Below are 17,817 nucleotides of genomic sequence, written 5' to 3'. Positions count from 1 at the left end.
CCGCATGAAGATGCGGCGCGTAAAAAGCAAAAACGCGGACGATGTTCGCCCGCGTTCGTGCATCGGACCCAAGCAGCAGTCCGGCAATCAGACCGTGCTGAGCCGCGCCATTTCCGTTTCGACGATGAGCTTCTTCAACTCCGGCACGCACGACCCGCAATTGCCGCCGGCCTTGAGGCACGACGTGATCTCCGCGGCGCTCTTCAGCCCCTTCTCGCGGATCGCGCTGCAGATCGTATTGCGTCCGACGCCGAAGCACGAGCACACGGTCGGTCCGGTATCTTCACCCCTGGCCGCCGGCTGGCCGAGCAGGAGGCTCGCGCGGTCGTCGTCGTCGAGACGGTCTTTCTCGAAGAGACTCGCGAGCCACGCGCGCGCGGGAAGATCGGGCCGCTCGGAGATGAACACGCAACTCTCGATGCGGTCGTCCACGAGATGCGCCGCGCGATACACGCCCGCGCTCTTGTCCTCGTATTCGATCCAGTCCGCGTGATGATCGTCGATATGAAAGAGCGCGCGCGCCCAGTCGTGATGATCGCCATGCGCCGCATCGAAGCGATTGCGGCCCGCCATTTCGAAGCGCACGAAACGCGTGCCATGCACGCGCGTCCAGTGCGTGACGCGGTCGAGATCGGGCGTGCTGCGTGAGAGCGAAAACCCATGCCATGCGACGTGGAATTTCTCGACCGACACCGGCGTGTGCTTGAACTCCGGTTCGCCCGATACCGGATCGACCACGGGATTGACCACCGCGCCGACGCGCGCATCGGAGGCGACCTGATCGTTCCAGTGAATCGGCACGAAGACGCTGCCGCGCGGCATGCCGCCGCCGTGCTGCACGCGCGCGACCATCGAACCCCAACGGCTCGCCACGCGCGCGAGTTCGCCCTCGCGCACGCCGCAGGCAAGCGCGTCCTGCGGATGCATGTCGATGAACGATTCGCCGATATGCCCCGCGAGCTTCGCGGAGCGGCCCGTGCGCGTCATCGTGTGCCATTGGTCGCGCACGCGGCCCGTGTTGAGCACGAGCGGATGGTCTTCATCGGGCGCGTTGACCGGCGCGCGCGGCACCGTCGCAATGAAGCGCGCGCGGCCGTCCGCATGACTGAAGCGGCCATCTTCGAAGAGACGCGCCGCGCCCTCTTCGCCGGCTGCGAGCAAAGGCCACTGAACCGGCTTCAGCGCGTCGTATTGCGCGCGGCTCATGCCGGCCAGGCCGCCCACGTTGAATGCGCGATAGACGCCCGTGGACGCGTCGTTGCGATACGAAGACAGACGCGCGTGCTCATCGAAAATCTCGTGCGGTCCCGCGAAATCGAAACCTGCAAAACCCATGCGCCGCGCCACGTCGCAGACGATGCGCCAGTCGGCGCGCGCGTTGCCCGGCGCCGGAACGAAGGCGCGCTGGCGCGAGATGCGCCGCTCCGAATTCGTCACCGTGCCGTCTTTTTCGCCCCAGCCGAGCGCGGGCAGCAGCACATCGGCGACGGCGTTCGTATCCGTCTTCTCGACGATGTCCGAGGCCACCACGAGCTCGCACTGTTCGAGCGCGCGCTTCACGCGATCGCCGTCCGGCAGGCTGACGACCGGATTCGTGCCCATGATCCACACCGCTTTCACGCGGCCCGCTTCGATCGCATCGAACAGGTCGACGGCCTTCAGGCCCGCACGTTGCGCGATCTTCGGCGAGGACCAGAACGTCTGCACGATGTCGCCGTGCAGCGAATCGCCGAACTCAAGATGCGCCGCGAGCGTATTGGCGAGACCGCCGACTTCGCGTCCCCCCATCGCGTTCGGCTGTCCCGTGAACGAGAACGGCCCCATGCCCGGCTTGCCGATACGCCCCGTCAGCAGATGGCAGTTGATGATGCCGTTGACCTTGTCCGTGCCCGCGCTCGACTGATTCACGCCTTGCGAATACACCGTCACCACGCGCTCGGTGCGTGCGAACAGGCGATAGAACGTCATCAGGTCGTGCTGATCGAGCTTGCAGTCCTTCGCGGTTTGCGCGAGATCGCAAGGCCCGGCCGCCGCAAGCGCCGCGTCGAAGCCCTGGGTGTGCGCATCGACGAAAGCCGCATCCGTCGCGCCGTGTTCCGCGAGAAAGGCGAGCAGGCCGTTGAAGAGCCGCACGTCGCTGCCGGGCTTGAGCGGCAAATGCAGGTCCGCCATCTCGCACGTCGCGGTGTGACGCGGATCGATCACGACGATCTTCGTATCGGGCCGCGTCTCCTTCATCTTCACGATGCGCTGGAAAAGAATCGGATGACACCATGCCGTATTCGAGCCGACGAGCACGATGAGATCCGCGCGTTCGAGATCCTCATAGCTCATCGGCACGAGGTCTTCGCCGAACGCGCGCTTGTGCCCCGCCACCGACGACGACATGCACAGCCGCGAGTTCGTATCGATGTTCGCGCTGCCGATGTAGCCCTTCATCAGCTTGTTCGCGACGTAGTAATCCTCGGTGAGCAACTGGCCCGATACATACAGCGCGACAGCGTCCGGACCGTGCTCTTCGACGATGCGCGCGAAGCCGTCCGCCACTGTGCCGATGGCGTCGTCCCATGAAACGTCGGTGAGCGCGCCGCTGCGCTTGTCGCGCAATTTCGGATTGAGCAGACGGCCATCGAGCCCGACCGTATCGCCGAGCGCCGAGCCTTTCACGCACAGGCGGCCGAAGTTGGACGGATGCGCTTCATCGCCGGCGATAACGACTTCCGTCGCGCTCTTCGGCGACGCCTGAACGCCGCAGCCGACGCCGCAATAGGGGCACGTGGTTTTGACTGGAACGATTGGGATGCTCAATTGCAAATCTCACTTTCGCAAAGCGCCTTGCCGAACAACAGTCTGCCACGCAGATGCGAGACATCCGCGCGGTCCTGAATGAGATCGAAGTACCAGCCGCCGTCTTTCACGTCGCCATACAGCACCGCGCCGATCAGGCGTCCCGCCTGCAGCACGAGCCGCTTGTAGACGCCGCGTCGCGGATCGCGCAGCACGAGATCCTCGCTGCCGTCGCCGCCGATGAAATCGCCCGCGGAATACAGATCGACGCCGGTGACCTTGAGCTTGGTCGCGGTCGCGCGCTGCACATAGCGGCGATGCCCCGCGCCCGCGAGATGCGCGCCCGCCACGCGCGCCTGATCCCAGATCGGTGCGACGAGACCGAAGGTCGCCGAACGATGCTGCACGCATTCGCCCACCGCATAGACGCGCGGATCGAAGGTCTGCAGCGTGTCGTCGACGACGATCGCGCGTTCGCAATGCAGGCCCGACGCCTGCGCCAGCGCGATATTCGGGCGCACGCCCGCCGTCATCACGACGAGGTCGGCGTCGATCTGCGTGCCGTCGGCGAAACGCACCGCGCGCACGCGGTCTTCCCCAATGATCGCGGTGGTCTGCGTGGCCATGGCGAAGCGCAGCCCCTTTGCTTCGAGGGAGCGTTTGAGCAAGGCGGCCGCGCTCGCGTCGAGTTGACGATCCATCAGGCTATCGGTCGCATGCACGACCGTCACCGACATGCCCTGCCGCTGCAAGCCGTTCGCCGCTTCGAGCCCGAGCAGGCCGCCGCCGATGATCACCGCATGACGATGATCGCGCGCCGCATCGAGCATCGTTTCGACATCCTGAATATCTCTGAATGCAATCACACCGGGGAGATCGCAACCGGGGACCGGAATGATGAACGGCTTCGAACCAGTCGCGATCAGCAGCCGGTCGTAACGCGCCTCGACGCCCTTCTCCGAGCGCACGATGCGCCGCACGCGATCGATTTCGGTCACGGCGTCGCCCGCATGCAGCGTGATGTCGTTCGCGTCGTACCACTCGCGCGTGTTGAGAATGATGTCGTCGACGCGCTTCTCACCCGCGAGCACCGGCGACAGCAGAATGCGGTTGTAGTTGCCGTACGGCTCCGCGCCGAACACGGTGATGTCGTACAGATCGGGCGCGATCTTCAGCAACTCTTCGACCGTGCGCATGCCCGCCATGCCGTTGCCGACGACGACCAGGCGCTGCCGCGCCACCGGCGCGCCGTTCAAAGAGGCGATGCCCGCAACCGCATATTCCGTCTTCATGCGGCGACCCAGACCTTGCCGCCCGCGACCTTCACGCGATACGCGCTCACCGAAAGCTCCGGCGCTTCGAGGCATTCGCCGGTGCGCAGATCGAAGTGCTGCTTGTAGATCGGCGAGGCCACCACGATGCGCTCGCCCACGCTGCCGACGATGCCGCGCGAGAGCACCGCCGCCTGCGAATGCGGATCGTAATTGTCGATCGCATAGAGGTCCGCGTCTTCGCCCGCGAGATGAAACACCGCGACCTGCGTGCCCTTCACGAGCGCGCACACGCCCGTATCGGGCACGATGTCGTCGAGTTCGCACACGGCGGTCCAGTCCTGTTCGATGCGGTCGTTCATGATGTTTTTCTCCTGGGCGTTAGACGGTTTCGACGATCTTCGACTTGCGTTCTTCCAGCGTCGCGGGACGAATCTGGCCGCGCTCTTCGACAAACGTCACGTTCGCATCGCCGGCGTCGCTGTTGACGAAGTGACGGAAGCGCTTGCGCGTATGCGGATCGGTAACGGCCTTCTTCCATTCGTCTTCGTAGGTATCGACCACGAGCTGCATCTCCGCTTCGAGTTCGGCGGCAATCTCGAGCTTGTCGTTGATGACCACGTCGATCAGATAATCGAGGCCGCCTTCGAGGTTGTCGCGCCATACGCTCGTGCGTTGCAAGCGGTCCGCCGTGCGCACGTAGAACATCAGAAAGCGGTCGATGTAACGCACGAGCGTGTCGTGATCGAGATCGGAGGCGATGAGTTCGGCGTGACGCGGCTTCATGCCGCCGTTGCCGCACACGTAGAGATTCCAGCCCTTTTCCGTCGCGATCACGCCGACGTCCTTGCCTTGCGCTTCGGCGCATTCGCGCGTGCAGCCCGACACGCCGAACTTGATCTTGTGCGGCGTGCGCAGGCCCTTGTAGCGGTTTTCGAGTTCGATCGCGAGACCGACCGAATCGCCGACGCCATAGCGGCACCACGTCGAGCCGACGCAGGACTTCACTGTGCGCAGCGCCTTGCCATAGGCATGGCCCGATTCGAAGCCCGCTTCGATCAGCTCTTCCCAGATGAACGGCAACTGCTCGACGCGCGCGCCGAACATATCCACGCGCTGGCCGCCGGTGATCTTCGTATAAAGCCCGTATTTCTTCGCGACCTGACCGACCGCAATCAAACCATCGGGCGTCACTTCGCCGCCCGGCATGCGCGGCACGACGCTATACGTGCCGTCGCGTTGAATGTTGGCGAGGTAGTAATCGTTCGAATCCTGCAGGCTCGCGTGCTCCTTCTTCAGCACGAATTCGTTCCAGCACGACGCGAGAATGTTCGCGACAGCCGGCTTGCAGATATCGCAGCCGCGCCCTTTGCCATGCTTCGCGAGCAGCGCGCCGAATGTGCGATGCCCTTCCACGCGCGCGATGTGATACAGCTCCTGACGCGAATACGGAAAGTGCTCGCAGATATGGTTGTTCACGGCGAGGCCTTGCCGCTTCATCTCCGACTTCATCACCTGCGTGACGAGCGGCACGCAGCCGCCGCACGACGCGCCCGCCTTGCATGACGACTTGATCGCGCCGATGCTCGTCGCGCCTGCGCATACCGCCGCGCAGATTTCCGCCTTGCTCACGTTGTTGCACGAGCAGATTTGCGCCGCTTCGGGCAAGGCTTCGACGCCGAGCGCCGGCTTTGCCTTGCCATCGCTCGAAGGAAGGATCAGGAACTCGGGCGCTTCGGGCAATTCGATCTTGTTCAACATCATTTGCAGCAGCGTGCCGTATTCCGTCGCATCGCCGACCATCACCGCGCCGTGCAGGAACTTGCCGCAATCGGACACGACGAGCTTCTTGTAGACCTGCTTGCGCTCGTCGCTGTACTGATACGTGCGGCTGCCCGGCGTCTTGCCGTGCGCATCGCCGATGCTCGCCACATCGACGCCCATCAGCTTGAGTTTCGTGCTCATGTCGGCGCCGGCGAACGCGGCTTCTGTGCCTGCGATCTGCTTGGCGACGATGCGCGCCATGTCGTAACCGGGCGCAACGAGGCCGAACAATTGCCCTTTCCACAGCGCGCATTCGCCGATCGCGAAGATATCGGCATCGCTCGTGCGGCATGCATCGTCGATCACGATGCCGCCGCGCGCGCCGATGTCGAGGCCCGCCGCGCGCGCGATATCGTCGCGCGGACGAATGCCCGCCGAGAACACGATCATGTCGGTGTCGAGATGCGTTTCATCGGCGAAATTCATGCGATTGACCGCGCCTTCGCCCTCGACGATCGCGAGCGTGTTCTTGCCCGTGTGCACCGTCACGCCGAGTTCTTCGATCTTGCCGCGCAGCACGCGTCCGCCGCCGTCGTCGACCTGCACGGCCATCAGGCGCGGCGCGAATTCGACGACATGCGTGGCGAGCCCCATGTCGCGCAACGCCTTCGCCGCTTCCAGCCCGAGCAAACCGCCGCCGATCACCGTGCCGGTCTTCGCGCGCGCGCCGAAGGCCTGCATCGCTTCGAGATCCTCGATCGTGCGATACACGAAGCAGCCTTCGCGGTCCCGGCCTTCGACCGGCGGCACGAACGGATACGAGCCGGTCGCGAGCACGAGCTTGTCGTACGCCAGCACATCGCCGTTCGATGCCGTCACGGTGCGCGCGGCGCGATCGATCGCGACCGCGCGCGCGTTGAGCTTCAGCACATAGCCCGACTGCTCGAAAAAGCCTTCCTGCACGAGCGAAAGATCGTCCGCCGACTTGCCCGTGAAGAACCCGGTGAGATGCACGCGATCGTAGGCGGCGCGAGGTTCTTCGCACAGCACCGTCACGTCGAGCGCCTGCTGGCCGCTCTCGGCGAGACATTCGAGGAACTTGTGGCCGACCATGCCGTGGCCGATGACGACGATTTTCATCAGGATACCTTTTTAGTTTGCAACGACATTGTTCGCTGCGAGCGCGCTTTCGCGCAGCGCGGCTTCGCGTGCCTTGTGTTCCGGCGAGAAGCGCACGGCGAGCGCACACAGTGCCGTGCCCGCGACGATCACGCCGAGCATCGAGAGCGTCGCCTGCGCGTTGCCGAGGCCTTTCATCAGGAAGCCCGCCGCGACCGCGCCGACATTGCCGCCCGCGCCGATCACGCCGGCCACGCCGCCGAGCGCCTTTCGATCGATGAACGGCACCAGCGCGTAGGTCGCGCCGCAGGCCATGTGCGTGAAGAGACCGAACGCGAGCATGGCGACGACGGCGCTCACGACGCTCGATGCATGCGCGAACGCATAGAGGCCGATGCCTTCGCCCGCGATCAACGCGAAGAGCAGCGTCGCGCGAATGTCGAGACCGCGCTTGGCAGCCGCCTTGTCGGACAGCCAGCCGCCGAGCGCGCGGGCGAACAGCGCGAGCAGGCCGAAGCTGCCCGCGGCCATGCCGGCCTGGCCGAGCGTGAGATTGAAGTGATCGACGTAGTAGATGGCCGCGATGTTGTGGATGAACACTTCCACGCCGAAGCACGCGCCATACGTCACGAAGAGCATCCACACGCGATAGTTCGCGCACGCCGTGAGAAAGCTCTGCCAGCCGCCCTTCTTGCCGCCGTCGATCGCGATGCCCGCGCGGCGCAGCGTCGCGAAATCGCCTTGCGGGCAGTCCTGCGTGTAGCGCCAGTAGAAGTACGCCATGACCGGCATCGCGATGCCCGGCACGATCAGCGCGACGCGCCATGCCGATGCTTCACCCGCGCCGAGCGCGATCGCGGCTGCGACGAGGAGCGGAATGATCGCCTGCGCCGCGCCCGCGCCTGCGTTGCCCCAGCCGGCGGTCGTCGCATTCGCGGTGCCGACGACGTTCGGCGCGAACATCACCGAGGTGTGGTACTGCGTGATGACGAAGCTCGCGCCAATCGCGCCGATCGCGAGGCGGCACCACAGGAAGCTGTCATAGCCCGTCGAAAGCGCCGCGCCGAGCACCGGCAGGGAACCCGCGAGCAGCAGCGCGCTATACACGCGGCGCGGGCCGAAGCGATCGCACATCGGGCCGACGACGAGACGCACGAGAATCGTCACGGCGACCGCCGCGATATTGATGTTGGCGATCTGATCGGCCGTGAGACCGTACTCGCGCTTGATGAGCGGCATGAGCGGCGCGCACGCGAACCACGCGAAGAAGCACACGAAGAACGCCATCCACGTGAGATGGAACGCGCGCATCGGCGCGCTGCGCATGCTGAAGAGATCGATCCGGGTGGCTTTGTCCATCGTCCTTCCCAAAAAAAGAAAGGCGTCCCGCGCATGCGACCGGTTGGCCGAATGCGGGGGACGCCGTTGTCCGATGCCCGCATGGCTGCAACCTGCCGGGCGCTGTATTCAGGACGGATCGCCGTTGATCCGATGACACGGCATAAGGCAAGGCCTATGCCATGCGCTCGCTATCGGCCGGAAAGCATTGCTGCGTATGGCTCTTGTCAATGCATGCACCGCGGATGCGCCCGCGATGCACGTCATGTTTCGATGCAGCCGGGCACAGCGATGGTGCGACGCAGCACTGATGCCGTGCGTTCGATTCATGCGATCCGGTTCGCCTGCGCGAGGCACGTTCGCGTCGAACCGGTGCCGCGCATGAGATCCACGCACAACGACAGTGCGAAAGACGCGCATAGTGTCCAATGGCCCGCTTATTGCATTGATGAAAGCGCCGCGAGCAACGGCGCGCGCGGCACGACGACGTGAAAAGCAAGGACAATGGCGTCCCTTCGTGCAGCGGCACGAGCGGACGCTTTCGGCGTTTGCCCCGCCGATGCAGCCCCACTACGCAAAGAATCAGGAAGCAACGATGAGCACCACCACAGGCAAAGTCACCTTGTTGAGCGCGGGCCCGGGCGATCTGGACCTGCTCACCTTGCGCGCCGCGAAGGCGCTCGCCGCCGCCGATATCCTGCTGCTCGACGATCTCGCCAACGCCGACATCGTCACGCTCGCGCCGCATGCGCGCGTGATTCGCGTCGGCAAGCGCGGCGGCTGCAGATCGACGCCGCAGGCCTTCATTCAGCGCCTCATGCAGCGTTATGCGAAGAAAGGGCTGCATGTGGTGCGCGTGAAAGGCGGCGACGCGCTGCTTTTCGGACGCGCGGGCGAAGAGATCGCGGCGTTGCGCGACGCGCATATCGCGGTCGAGATCGTCAACGGCGTGTCGTCGGGCTTCGCGGCGGCGGCGGGACTCGGCATCTCGCTCACGCATCGCGATCATTGCCAGGGCGTGACCTTCGTCACCGCGCACATGCAGGATCACGGTCAGCCGGACTGGGCCGCGCTCGCCGCAACCGGCACCACGCTCGCGATCTACATGGGCATGAGCCGCATCGCGAGCCTCACGGCGGCGCTCTCCGACGCACTGCCCGCGAGCACGCCGGCGGCGATCGTGCAGAACGCGGGATCGCCGATTGAAAAGCGCCTCGTCACGACGCTCGACCGGCTCGCGCAAGAGGCCGCCGACGCTGGCCTCGGCAGTCCGGCGGTGATTCTCATCGGCGGGGCGATCGGCGAAGCGGCGGAATTCGCAGCGCGTGCCGCCGACACAAAAGGACTCGCTCATGCCGCGTGAAGCGGCGCGCATGCTGCGCGTTCTTCTCGTCACCGACACCGACAAACCCATCGGCGACTTGCGCGAGCAACTCGCGCGCATGGGCTATGAGATGCTCGCCGAAGTCGCCGCGCCGTCGGCGCTGCACGAGGCCGTCGAGAGTCAGAAACCGGATGTCGTCATCATCGACACCGAATCGCCTTCGCGCGACACGCTCGAACAGCTCGCGGTGATGAACAAGGCCGCGCCGCGTCCCGTGCTGATGTTCAGCAACGACGCCGATCAGCAGTTCATTCGCGCGGCCGTCGGCGCGGGCGTGACCGCGTATTCCGTCGAAGGGCTCGCGAGCGCGCGGCTCGCGCCGATCATCGAGGTGGCGCTCGCACGCTTCGCGCACGAAGAACAGTTGCGGCAACGCCTCGCGCAAGTGGAGAACGAACTGGAACAGCGCAAGGTCATCGACCGCGCGAAGCGTCTTCTGATGGACAAGCGCGGCATGTCCGAGCAGGAGGCTTACGCGGCGCTGCGCAAGCGCGCGATGGATCAGGGCGTGAAGGTCGCGGAAATCGCGCGCCAGTTGCTCGCGCTGGCCGATCTGCTCTAGATTCACCGACATCTTATGAACATCACCTCTTCCCAGCCCGAGCGCACGCATCTGCGGCTTGGCTTCGTCGCGCTGTCCGATGCCGCGCCGCTCGCCGTCGCCGCGCTGCGCGAACTCGGCGCGCGCCACGGCATCACCATCGAGCTATGCCGTCAGCCTTCGTGGGCCGCCGTGCGCGACAAGCTGCTCTCCGGCGAACTCGACGCGGCGCATGCGCTTTACGGGCTCGTGTACGGCGTGCAGCTCGGCATCGGCGGACCGCAAGCGGACATGGCCGTGCTGATGGTCCTCAATCGCAACGGTCAGGCGATCACGCTGTCGGGCCCGCTCGCCGACGCGATCCGCGACGGCGCGAGCGTCAAAGATGCGCTGTCGTCGCTCGGCCGCAAGCCTGTCATCGCGCAGACGTTTCCGACCGGCACGCACGCGATGTGGCTGTACTACTGGCTCGCGGCTAACGGCGTGCATCCGTTGCGCGACGTGCAAAGCGTCGTGATTCCGCCGCCGCGCATGGCCGATGCCCTCGTCGAAGGCGCGCTCGACGGCTTCTGCGCGGGCGAGCCGTGGCACGCGGTGGCCGAGGCGCGCGGCGCGGGCAGGACGGTCGCGTACACGAGCGAGATCTGGCCGGACCATCCGGAAAAGGTGCTCGCGTGCCGGCGCGATTTCGTCGCGCTCAATCCGAACACGGCGCGCGCGCTCGTGCGCACCCTGCTCGACGCGTGCGCCTGGCTCGATACGGCCGGGCATCGCGCGGACATCGCGCAGGCGCTGGCGTCGCCCGCGCTGCTCGGCGTGCCAAGCGCGCTGATCGAGCCGCGCCTCGCCGCGCCCGACGGCGGCGATGCGCGCGCGCTGCCGCTGCGTTTCTTCGATGACGGCGCGGTCAACTATCCGCGCATATCGGACGGGCTGTGGTTCATCACGCAATACCGGCGCTGGGGCATGCTCGACGCCGGTCTCGACGATGCCGCCATCGCGCGGGCCGTCAATCAGACCGCGCTTTACCGCGAGGCGGCGCAGGCCGCGGGCATCGCGGTGCCCGGCGAGCGGCGCGCGGCGACGCTCTGCGACGGCCGCGTGTGGGATGGCGGCGATGCGGCCGCTTACGTCGCGGGCTTCGGCGTGCGTGCGTAGAAAAGCGCCTACCATGGAATCTCCAGCGCGTACCGGAGATTCGCCATGGAACTGCTCGCCATCGCCATCGACAAGCCCGAGGACACCAACTTCATCCTCGGCCAGTCGCATTTCATCAAGACGGTCGAGGATCTGCACGAGGCGCTCGTCGGCGCGGTGCCCGGCATCCGCTTCGGGCTCGCGTTCTGCGAGGCGTCGGGCAAGCGGCTCGTGCGCACGTCGGGCACGGACGACGCGCTCGTCGAGATGGCCGCGGGCAACGCGCAGCGCATCGGCGCGGGGCATAGCTTCATCATCGTGCTCGGCGACGGCTTTTTTCCCGTCAACGTGCTCAATACCGTCAAGAACGTGCCGGAGGTGTGCCGCATCTTCTGCGCGACCGCCAATCCGACGCAGGTGCTCGTCGCGCAGACGGATCAGGGGCGCGGGATCGTCGGCGTGATCGACGGGCTGCCGCCGCTCGGCGTCGAAACGGCGGAGGACGTGCAGTGGCGCAAGGATCTGCTGCGCAAGATCGGCTACAAGGCCTGAAGCCTGACGCCTGCACCCTGAGGCCTGAACCTTGACTTGAGCGGGCAAATCACGAGAATGACGCCCGCGCGCACCCGTTACGGCGCTTTTTTCGATCCGGGGCGCGGCATCATGGACAATATCGGGATACGGTATAAACGCCGTTGGCGTTTTCGTTCGTGTGCCGCGGCCCGCTGAACCGCCGCGCCCACACGTCTTAAGATTCCCGGCATCAACCCCGCCGATACGGCATCGAACACCGGCCACCCGCGCCGCCCGAGGATAAGGTCGTCCTCGCGCGGCCAACAGGAGCATCACATGACCGATATGAACCCAGGCTTTTTCGGCAGGATAGGCATTGCCTTCGGCGCCTTCTTCGGCATTCTGGGCAATGCGGCGTTCGCGGGCCGCGTACAGCGCTTGCGCGAAGCGCCGCTCGCGCCCGAAGCCGCGCCCGTCGCGCCTGCCGCGCCCGAGAAGCCACAAGCGCCGCAGCCGCCGAAGCCGGCCGCCGCGCCCGTGCAGCCCGCGCCTTCCGCGCTGAAGGAAGCCAGCCCCGTCGCCGCCCTGCAACTGCTCGGTCTCTTGCAGCGCGACGCGCGTTTCATCGATTTCGTCGAGGAAGACATCGCCCAATACACCGACGCCGATATCGGCGCGGCCGCCCGCCTCGTGCACGACGGCTGCCGCGCGGTGCTGCGCGAGCATTTCTCGATCAAGCCGGTACGCGGCGAAGCCGAAGGCAGCCGCATCACGCTGCAGGAAGGCTTCGACGCGGCCGCCGTGCGCCTCACGGGCAATGTCGTCGGCAAACCGCCCTTTTCGGGCAGCATCAGCCATCGTGGATGGAAGGTCGAGGACACGCGCCTGCCGAAGCTCGCGCCGTCCCATGATGCGAGCATCGTCGCGCCGGCGGAGGTGGAACTGTGAGCGACATCAACTCGAACGAAAACCCGGCGCGCTATTCGATCGGCGTCGATCTCGGCACGACGCACTGCGCGCTCTCCTATGTCGACATGAGCGCAAGCGACGGCGAAAAGACCGCGCAAGGCGTGCTTCCTGTTTCGCAACTGACCGCGCCCGGCGCCGCCGAAGAGCGCGACCTGCTGCCTTCGTTTCTCTATCTGCCGCATGAAAACGAGCTCGCGCCCGGCGATCTGACGCTGCCGTGGACGCAGGAGCGCACATTCATCGTCGGGGAACTGGCGCGCACGCGCGGCGCGGGCACGCCGATCCGCCTCGTCTCCAGCGCGAAAAGCTGGCTGTGCCATCCGGGCGTCGATCGCCGCGCGGCGATTCTGCCGTCGGATGCGCCCGAGGAAGTCGAGCGTGTCTCGCCGATGGAAAGCTCGGTGCGTTATCTCACGCATCTGCGAGAGGCGTGGAATCACGCGCATCCGGACGCGCCGTTCGATCAGCAAGATGTGACCGTGACGATTCCCGCGTCGTTCGATCCCGCCGCGCGCGAACTCACGGCCGAAGCCGCGGCGGCCGCCGGCTACACGCGCATGACGCTGCTCGAAGAACCGCAGGCCGCGCTGTATAGCTGGATTCAGAAGTCGGCGGGCGGCTGGCGCAAGCAGGTCAAAGTGGGCGATGTCATTCTCGTCGTCGATGTCGGCGGCGGCACGACCGACCTTTCGCTGATCGCGGTCGTCGAGCGCGAAGGAAATCTGGAGCTGCATCGCGTGGCTGTCGGCGAACATATCCTGCTCGGCGGCGACAACATGGACCTGGCGCTCGCGCACACCGTCGCGCGCAAGCTGGCGGCGGCGGGGACGCAGGCCGATCCGTGGCAGTTGCGCGCGCTCACCTACGCGTGCCGCTCGGCGAAGGAAACGCTGCTGTCCTATCCATCGACCGACGCCGTGCCGCTCGTCGTGCCGAGCCGCGGCTCGAAGCTGATCGGCGGGTCGCTGCGCACCGAACTGACGCGCGCCGAGCTCACGCAAATCCTGCTCGAAGGCTTTTTCCCGCAAGTCGATGCCGCCGCGCGGCCGGTTTCGCGCGCGCGCGTCGGTCTGACGCAACTCGGTCTGCCGTATGCGCAGGACGCCGCCGTCACGCGCCATCTCGCCGCGTTCCTCGGCCGTCAGGTGAATGCGCTTGCGGAAGTCGAAGGCTTGCAGCATGAAGCACCGCAGGGCGCGACGCTGCTGCACCCGACCGCCGTGCTCTTCAACGGCGGCGTGTTCAAGTCGCCGCTGCTCGTCGAGCGCGTGATGACGACGCTCAACGCATGGCTCGCCGCCGAGAACGCGCCGCCCGCGCGGCTGCTCGAAGGCGCGGATCTCGATCTGGCGGTGGCGCGCGGCGCGGCTTACTACGGCTACGTGCGGCGCGGCAAGGGCGTGCGCATTCGCGGCGGCACGGCGCGCGCGTACTACGTCGCGGTCGAATCGGCGATGCCCGCCGTGCCCGGCCTGGAGCCGCCCGTGCAGGCGCTGTGCGTCGCGCCGTTCGGCATGGAGGAAGGCACCGACGCCGCCCTGCCCGCGCAGGAATTCGGGCTGGTGGTCGGCGAGCCGGTGCATTTCCGCTTCTTCGGCTCGTCGGTGCGGCGTCAGGACACGGTCGGCACGCTGCTCGACTACTGGCAGCCGGACGAATTGCAGGAGCTCGAAGAGATCGAGGCATCGCTGCCGCCCGAAGGCCGCACGCCGGGCGAAGTCGTGCCCGTCAAGCTGCATGCGCGCGTGACCGAAGCGGGCACGCTCGAACTCGAAGCGGTTCCGCGCGGCTCGTCCGAGCGCTGGAAAGTCGAGTTCGACGTGCGCGGCGGCGCGAACTCGGGCGTGGATCAGGGCATGGGCCTGTAAGTGTCCACGCGAAAGAAAAAAGCGGCGGCGCGTGCGCGCTACAGCGTCGGCATCGACCTGGGAACGAGCAATACCGTCGTCGCTTATGCAGAAACGGGCTCGCACGATATCCGCGTGTTCGAGATCGAGCAGCTCGTGGGCGCGGGCGAAGTCGCGGCCCAGCCGCTTCTGCCTTCGCTGCGCTATCACTACGCGCCGGGCGAGCTCAAATCCGAGGATCTGCAATTGCCGTGGGGCGAGATGGAAGCGCCCGCGGTCATCGGCCGGTTTGCCCGCGCGCTCGGCGCGCAGGTGCCTGGCCGCCTCGTGTCGAGCGCGAAAAGCTGGCTGTCGCATGCGGCGGTCGATCGCCTCGCGCCGATCTTGCCGTGGGGCGCGGGCGACGACGTCGAGAAAATCTCGCCCGTGATCGCGAGCGCGAGCTATCTGGCGCACGTGCACGCGGCGTGGAACGAGCGCTTTGCCGATGCGCCGCTCGACCAGCAGGACGTGGTGCTGACCGTGCCCGCTTCCTTCGATGAAGGCGCGCGGGCGCTGACGCTCGAAGCGGCGCGCATGGCGGGCCTCGACACGCTGCGGCTGCTCGAAGAACCGCAGGCCGCGTTCTACGACTGGCTGTTTCATCATCGCGCGACGCTGGCGGACGAACTCGCCGCGACGCGTCTCGTGCTGATCGTCGATGTCGGCGGCGGCACGACCGACCTCACGCTGATCCAGGTCGCCATGAAGGACGGCGAGCCCGAACTGACACGCATCGGCGTGGGCAACCATCTGATGCTCGGCGGCGACAACATGGATCTCGCGCTCGCGCATCTCGTCGAAAAGCGGCTCACGGGCGGCGACACGCGGCTTTCGGCGGCGCGCCTGTCGGAACTGGTCGAGCGCTGCCGCGCCACGAAGGAGCAACTGCTGGGCGCAACGGGAGACGGTGCGCCCGCGTCCGCGTCGATCACGCTGCTCGGCGCGGGTTCGAAGCTCATCGGCGGCGCCCGTTCGGCCGATGTGACGCGCGACGAACTCGAACGGATCATCGTCGACGGCTTCTTTCCGATGGTGTCCGCGAGCGACCGGCCGACGCGCGCGCGTGGCGGCATCGTCGAGTTCGGGCTGCCCTATGCGAGCGACGCGGCCATCACGCGGCATGTCGCGGCGTTTCTCGGCCAGCACGCGGGCGAGGCGCGCAAGGCGCTCGACGTGCCAGCCGAAACGCCCGCCATTCCGGACACCTTGCTCTTGAACGGCGGCGTGTTTCGCGCCGATCCGCTCGCGCGCCGTATCGCCGATACGCTCTCGGCATGGCGCGGCGAAGCCGTCAACGTGCTCGCGAACGGCCATCCCGATGTCGCCGTCGCGCGCGGCGCGGTCGCCTATGCGCTCGCGCGCGCGGGCCATGCGCCCAGAATCGGCGGCGGCTCGGCGCGCAGCTTCTTCCTCCTGCTCGAAGACGATGCCAGCGCGGCGCGCGGCGTCTGCGTGCTGCCGCGCGGCACCGAGGAAGGCCAGCCGATCCATCTCGCCGACCGCACGTTCGCGCTCACGCTCGGTGCGCCGGTGCGCTTTCACCTGGCGTCATCGGTGGCGGAGGCCGGGTTCAAGGCGGGCGAGCTGGCGGACCTCGCGGCCGCATCGGGCGATTTCGTGCGCCTGCCGCCGATCGCGACGGTCGTCGATCCGCGCGCCGCGGGCCAGGGCAAGGCGAGCGAAACGGCGGTGCAACTCACCACGTCGCTCACCGAAGTCGGCACGCTGGAGATGCACTGCATCGCCGTCGACGATCCCGCGAGGCGCTGGCTGCTGGAGTTTCAGTTGCGCCGCGACGGGCAGGACAGCGACGAGACCGCGAGCGAAGCGCATCCGGCGTTGCCGAAAGCCATCGAACTGATCGACCGCACGTTCGGCGCGAAGTCGCAGGATGTCGGCCCGAAGGAGGTCAAGCGCCTGCGGGCGCAACTCGAACAGGCGCTCGGCGCGCGCGACGGCTGGGACATCGCGCTCTTGCGCGAACTCTTCGGCGCGCTGTTCGAGCGCGCGAAGAAACGCCGCCGCAGCGCCGATCACGAGCGCCTGTGGCTCAATCTCGCGGGCTACTGCATGCGGCCGGGTTTCGGCCATCCGCTCGACGAATGGCGCGTCGAGCAGTTATGGACGCTCTTCGATCAGGGCATCCAGTACAGCAACGAGAGCCAGATCTGGTCCGAATGGTGGACGCTCTGGCGCCGCGCGGCGGGCGGCCTGCCCGAAGCCGCGCAGTTGCGGCTTCTGGACGACATGGCGTTCGTGCTCCAGCCGCCCGGCACGAGCCGCTATCGCAAGGCAGCGGGCGCGGCGCGCGCGGGTTACGAGGACATGGTGCGGCTCGCGGCGTCGCTGGAACGCGTGCCGGTCGAACGCAAGATCGAAGTCGGCGAGTGGCTGCTCACGCGCCTCAGGAAACCTTCGGAGAACGTGCAGAGCTGGTGGGCGCTCGGGCGCATCGGCGCGCGCGCGCCCTTTTACGGCAGCGCGCACGGCGTCGTGCCGCCGGATATCGCCGTCGCGTGGCTCGATGCGATCCTCGCGCTCGACTGGAAGAAGGTCGATCCCGCCGCGTTCGCCGCCGTGCAGATCGCGCGCATGACCGGCGACCGCTCGCGCGATCTCCCCGACGATGTGCGCCTGGCCGTCGTCCAGCGCCTTGAAACGATGGGCGCACCGGCGGCGTGGATCGCGATGGTGCGCGAGACCGTCGAGCTCGATCGCGCCGACGAGGGGCGCGTGTTCGGCGAAACGCTGCCGGCGGGGCTCAAGCTGATCCGCTGAACGCATCGAAATGCTTCGCTCTCAGAAGTTTTTTCGCCGATGCGTTGCGGCCAGGCCGCGTGTGTCTTGAATACGGGCGGGCCGCATCCTATGGTTATCAGTGTGTCGATATGGACACGCACTGAAGGAGGTCAGCATGCCATCCCCACGCAAGGCTCAAGCGAGCCAACCCGCCGAAACGGAAATGTCGAGCCGCAAGAAAACGGCCGGCAGCAAGGCATCGCCCGCGAAGGCCGCAGGCACGAAGGAAATGCAGGTCACGAAACGCACCACCAAGGCCAAGCCGAAAGCCTGAGCGGTATCCGCAAGACGCGCCCTCGTCCTCGT

General features: G+C 66.7%; 13 protein-coding genes. 8 read left to right on the top strand and 5 right to left on the bottom strand.

Annotated elements, in window-relative coordinates:
• Positions 1 to 87 precede the first annotated feature (87 nt).
• Genes AWB70_RS18980 through AWB70_RS18960 form a run of 5 tightly spaced genes read right to left on the bottom strand, consistent with a single transcriptional unit; the run spans position 88 to position 8,300 of the window.
• Positions 88 to 2,814: a nitrate reductase gene (locus AWB70_RS18980; protein WP_053569547.1), complete on the bottom strand. Its 2,727-nt coding sequence runs from the start codon at positions 2,812 to 2,814 to the stop codon at positions 88 to 90.
• A complete protein-coding gene (locus tag AWB70_RS18975; RefSeq protein ID WP_053569548.1) occupies positions 2,805 to 4,079 on the bottom strand; it encodes an NAD(P)/FAD-dependent oxidoreductase in 1,275 nt (424 codons plus the stop codon). Before AWB70_RS18975 ends, AWB70_RS18980 begins: the two co-directional genes overlap by 10 nt.
• A complete protein-coding gene (gene nirD, locus AWB70_RS18970) occupies positions 4,076 to 4,420 on the bottom strand; it encodes a nitrite reductase small subunit NirD (protein ID WP_053569549.1) in 345 nt (114 codons plus the stop codon). The genes AWB70_RS18975 and nirD overlap by 4 nt, the downstream gene beginning before the upstream one ends.
• Positions 4,421 to 4,439: 19 nt before the next feature.
• A complete protein-coding gene (gene nirB / locus AWB70_RS18965) occupies positions 4,440 to 6,962 on the bottom strand; it encodes a nitrite reductase large subunit NirB (protein ID WP_053569550.1) in 2,523 nt (840 codons plus the stop codon).
• Positions 6,963 to 6,974: 12 nt separating this feature from the next.
• Positions 6,975 to 8,300, bottom strand: a complete 1,326-nt coding sequence (locus tag AWB70_RS18960; protein WP_053569551.1) for an MFS transporter — start codon at positions 8,298 to 8,300, stop codon at positions 6,975 to 6,977.
• A gap of 574 nt (positions 8,301 to 8,874) precedes the next feature.
• Here AWB70_RS18960 and cobA point away from each other — a divergent pair.
• The 8 genes from cobA (at position 8,875) to AWB70_RS38775 (ending at position 17,785) form a co-directional block, all read left to right on the top strand.
• Positions 8,875 to 9,642, top strand: coding sequence for a uroporphyrinogen-III C-methyltransferase (cobA, locus tag AWB70_RS18950; protein WP_053569857.1), 768 nt, complete (start codon positions 8,875 to 8,877; stop codon positions 9,640 to 9,642).
• Positions 9,643 to 9,652: 10 nt separating this feature from the next.
• The gene (locus AWB70_RS18945) at positions 9,653 to 10,225 is read left to right on the top strand and encodes an ANTAR domain-containing response regulator (protein WP_014251040.1); all 573 of its coding nucleotides are present in this window, start codon (positions 9,653 to 9,655) and stop codon (positions 10,223 to 10,225) included.
• A 15-nt stretch (positions 10,226 to 10,240) separates the two neighbouring features.
• Complete coding sequence (locus AWB70_RS18940) at positions 10,241 to 11,362, top strand: CmpA/NrtA family ABC transporter substrate-binding protein (protein WP_053569553.1); 1,122 nt, start codon at positions 10,241 to 10,243, stop codon at positions 11,360 to 11,362.
• 45 nt (positions 11,363 to 11,407) lie between these two features.
• Positions 11,408 to 11,893: an adenosine-specific kinase gene (locus AWB70_RS18935; RefSeq protein ID WP_014251043.1), complete on the top strand. Its 486-nt coding sequence runs from the start codon at positions 11,408 to 11,410 to the stop codon at positions 11,891 to 11,893.
• A gap of 297 nt (positions 11,894 to 12,190) precedes the next feature.
• Positions 12,191 to 12,802: a DUF2760 domain-containing protein gene (locus AWB70_RS18930; protein WP_053569554.1), complete on the top strand. Its 612-nt coding sequence runs from the start codon at positions 12,191 to 12,193 to the stop codon at positions 12,800 to 12,802.
• Complete coding sequence (locus AWB70_RS18925) at positions 12,799 to 14,691, top strand: Hsp70 family protein (RefSeq protein ID WP_200826427.1); 1,893 nt, start codon at positions 12,799 to 12,801, stop codon at positions 14,689 to 14,691. The genes AWB70_RS18930 and AWB70_RS18925 overlap by 4 nt, the downstream gene beginning before the upstream one ends.
• Complete coding sequence (locus tag AWB70_RS18920) at positions 14,692 to 17,490, top strand: Hsp70 family protein (protein WP_053569555.1); 2,799 nt, start codon at positions 14,692 to 14,694, stop codon at positions 17,488 to 17,490.
• Between the two features lie 136 nt (positions 17,491 to 17,626).
• A complete protein-coding gene (locus tag AWB70_RS38775) occupies positions 17,627 to 17,785 on the top strand; it encodes a hypothetical protein (RefSeq protein ID WP_156903134.1) in 159 nt (52 codons plus the stop codon).
• Positions 17,786 to 17,817 lie beyond the last annotated feature (32 nt).

The organism is Caballeronia cordobensis (genome assembly GCF_001544575.2).
GTDB lineage: Bacteria > Pseudomonadota > Gammaproteobacteria > Burkholderiales > Burkholderiaceae > Caballeronia > Caballeronia cordobensis.
Note: the sequence above shows the minus strand (reverse complement) of the source record. Positions and strands in the feature narration are given on the sequence as shown.

Excerpts from the sequence above, each read along its gene's own strand:
- AWB70_RS18975 (WP_053569548.1), bottom strand. The coding sequence starts at position 4,079 with ATGAAGACGGAATATGCGGTTGCGGGCATCGCCTCTTTGAACGGCGCG.
- nirD (WP_053569549.1), bottom strand. The coding sequence starts at position 4,420 with ATGAACGACCGCATCGAACAGGACTGGACCGCCGTGTGCGAACTCGAC.
- nirB (WP_053569550.1), bottom strand. The coding sequence starts at position 6,962 with ATGAAAATCGTCGTCATCGGCCACGGCATGGTCGGCCACAAGTTCCTC.
- AWB70_RS18960 (WP_053569551.1), bottom strand. The coding sequence starts at position 8,300 with ATGGACAAAGCCACCCGGATCGATCTCTTCAGCATGCGCAGCGCGCCG.
- cobA (WP_053569857.1), top strand. The coding sequence starts at position 8,875 with ATGAGCACCACCACAGGCAAAGTCACCTTGTTGAGCGCGGGCCCGGGC.
- AWB70_RS18945 (WP_014251040.1), top strand. The coding sequence starts at position 9,653 with ATGCTGCGCGTTCTTCTCGTCACCGACACCGACAAACCCATCGGCGAC.
- AWB70_RS18940 (WP_053569553.1), top strand. The coding sequence starts at position 10,241 with ATGAACATCACCTCTTCCCAGCCCGAGCGCACGCATCTGCGGCTTGGC.
- AWB70_RS18935 (WP_014251043.1), top strand. The coding sequence starts at position 11,408 with ATGGAACTGCTCGCCATCGCCATCGACAAGCCCGAGGACACCAACTTC.
- AWB70_RS18930 (WP_053569554.1), top strand. The coding sequence starts at position 12,191 with ATGACCGATATGAACCCAGGCTTTTTCGGCAGGATAGGCATTGCCTTC.
- AWB70_RS38775 (WP_156903134.1), top strand. The coding sequence starts at position 17,627 with ATGCCATCCCCACGCAAGGCTCAAGCGAGCCAACCCGCCGAAACGGAA.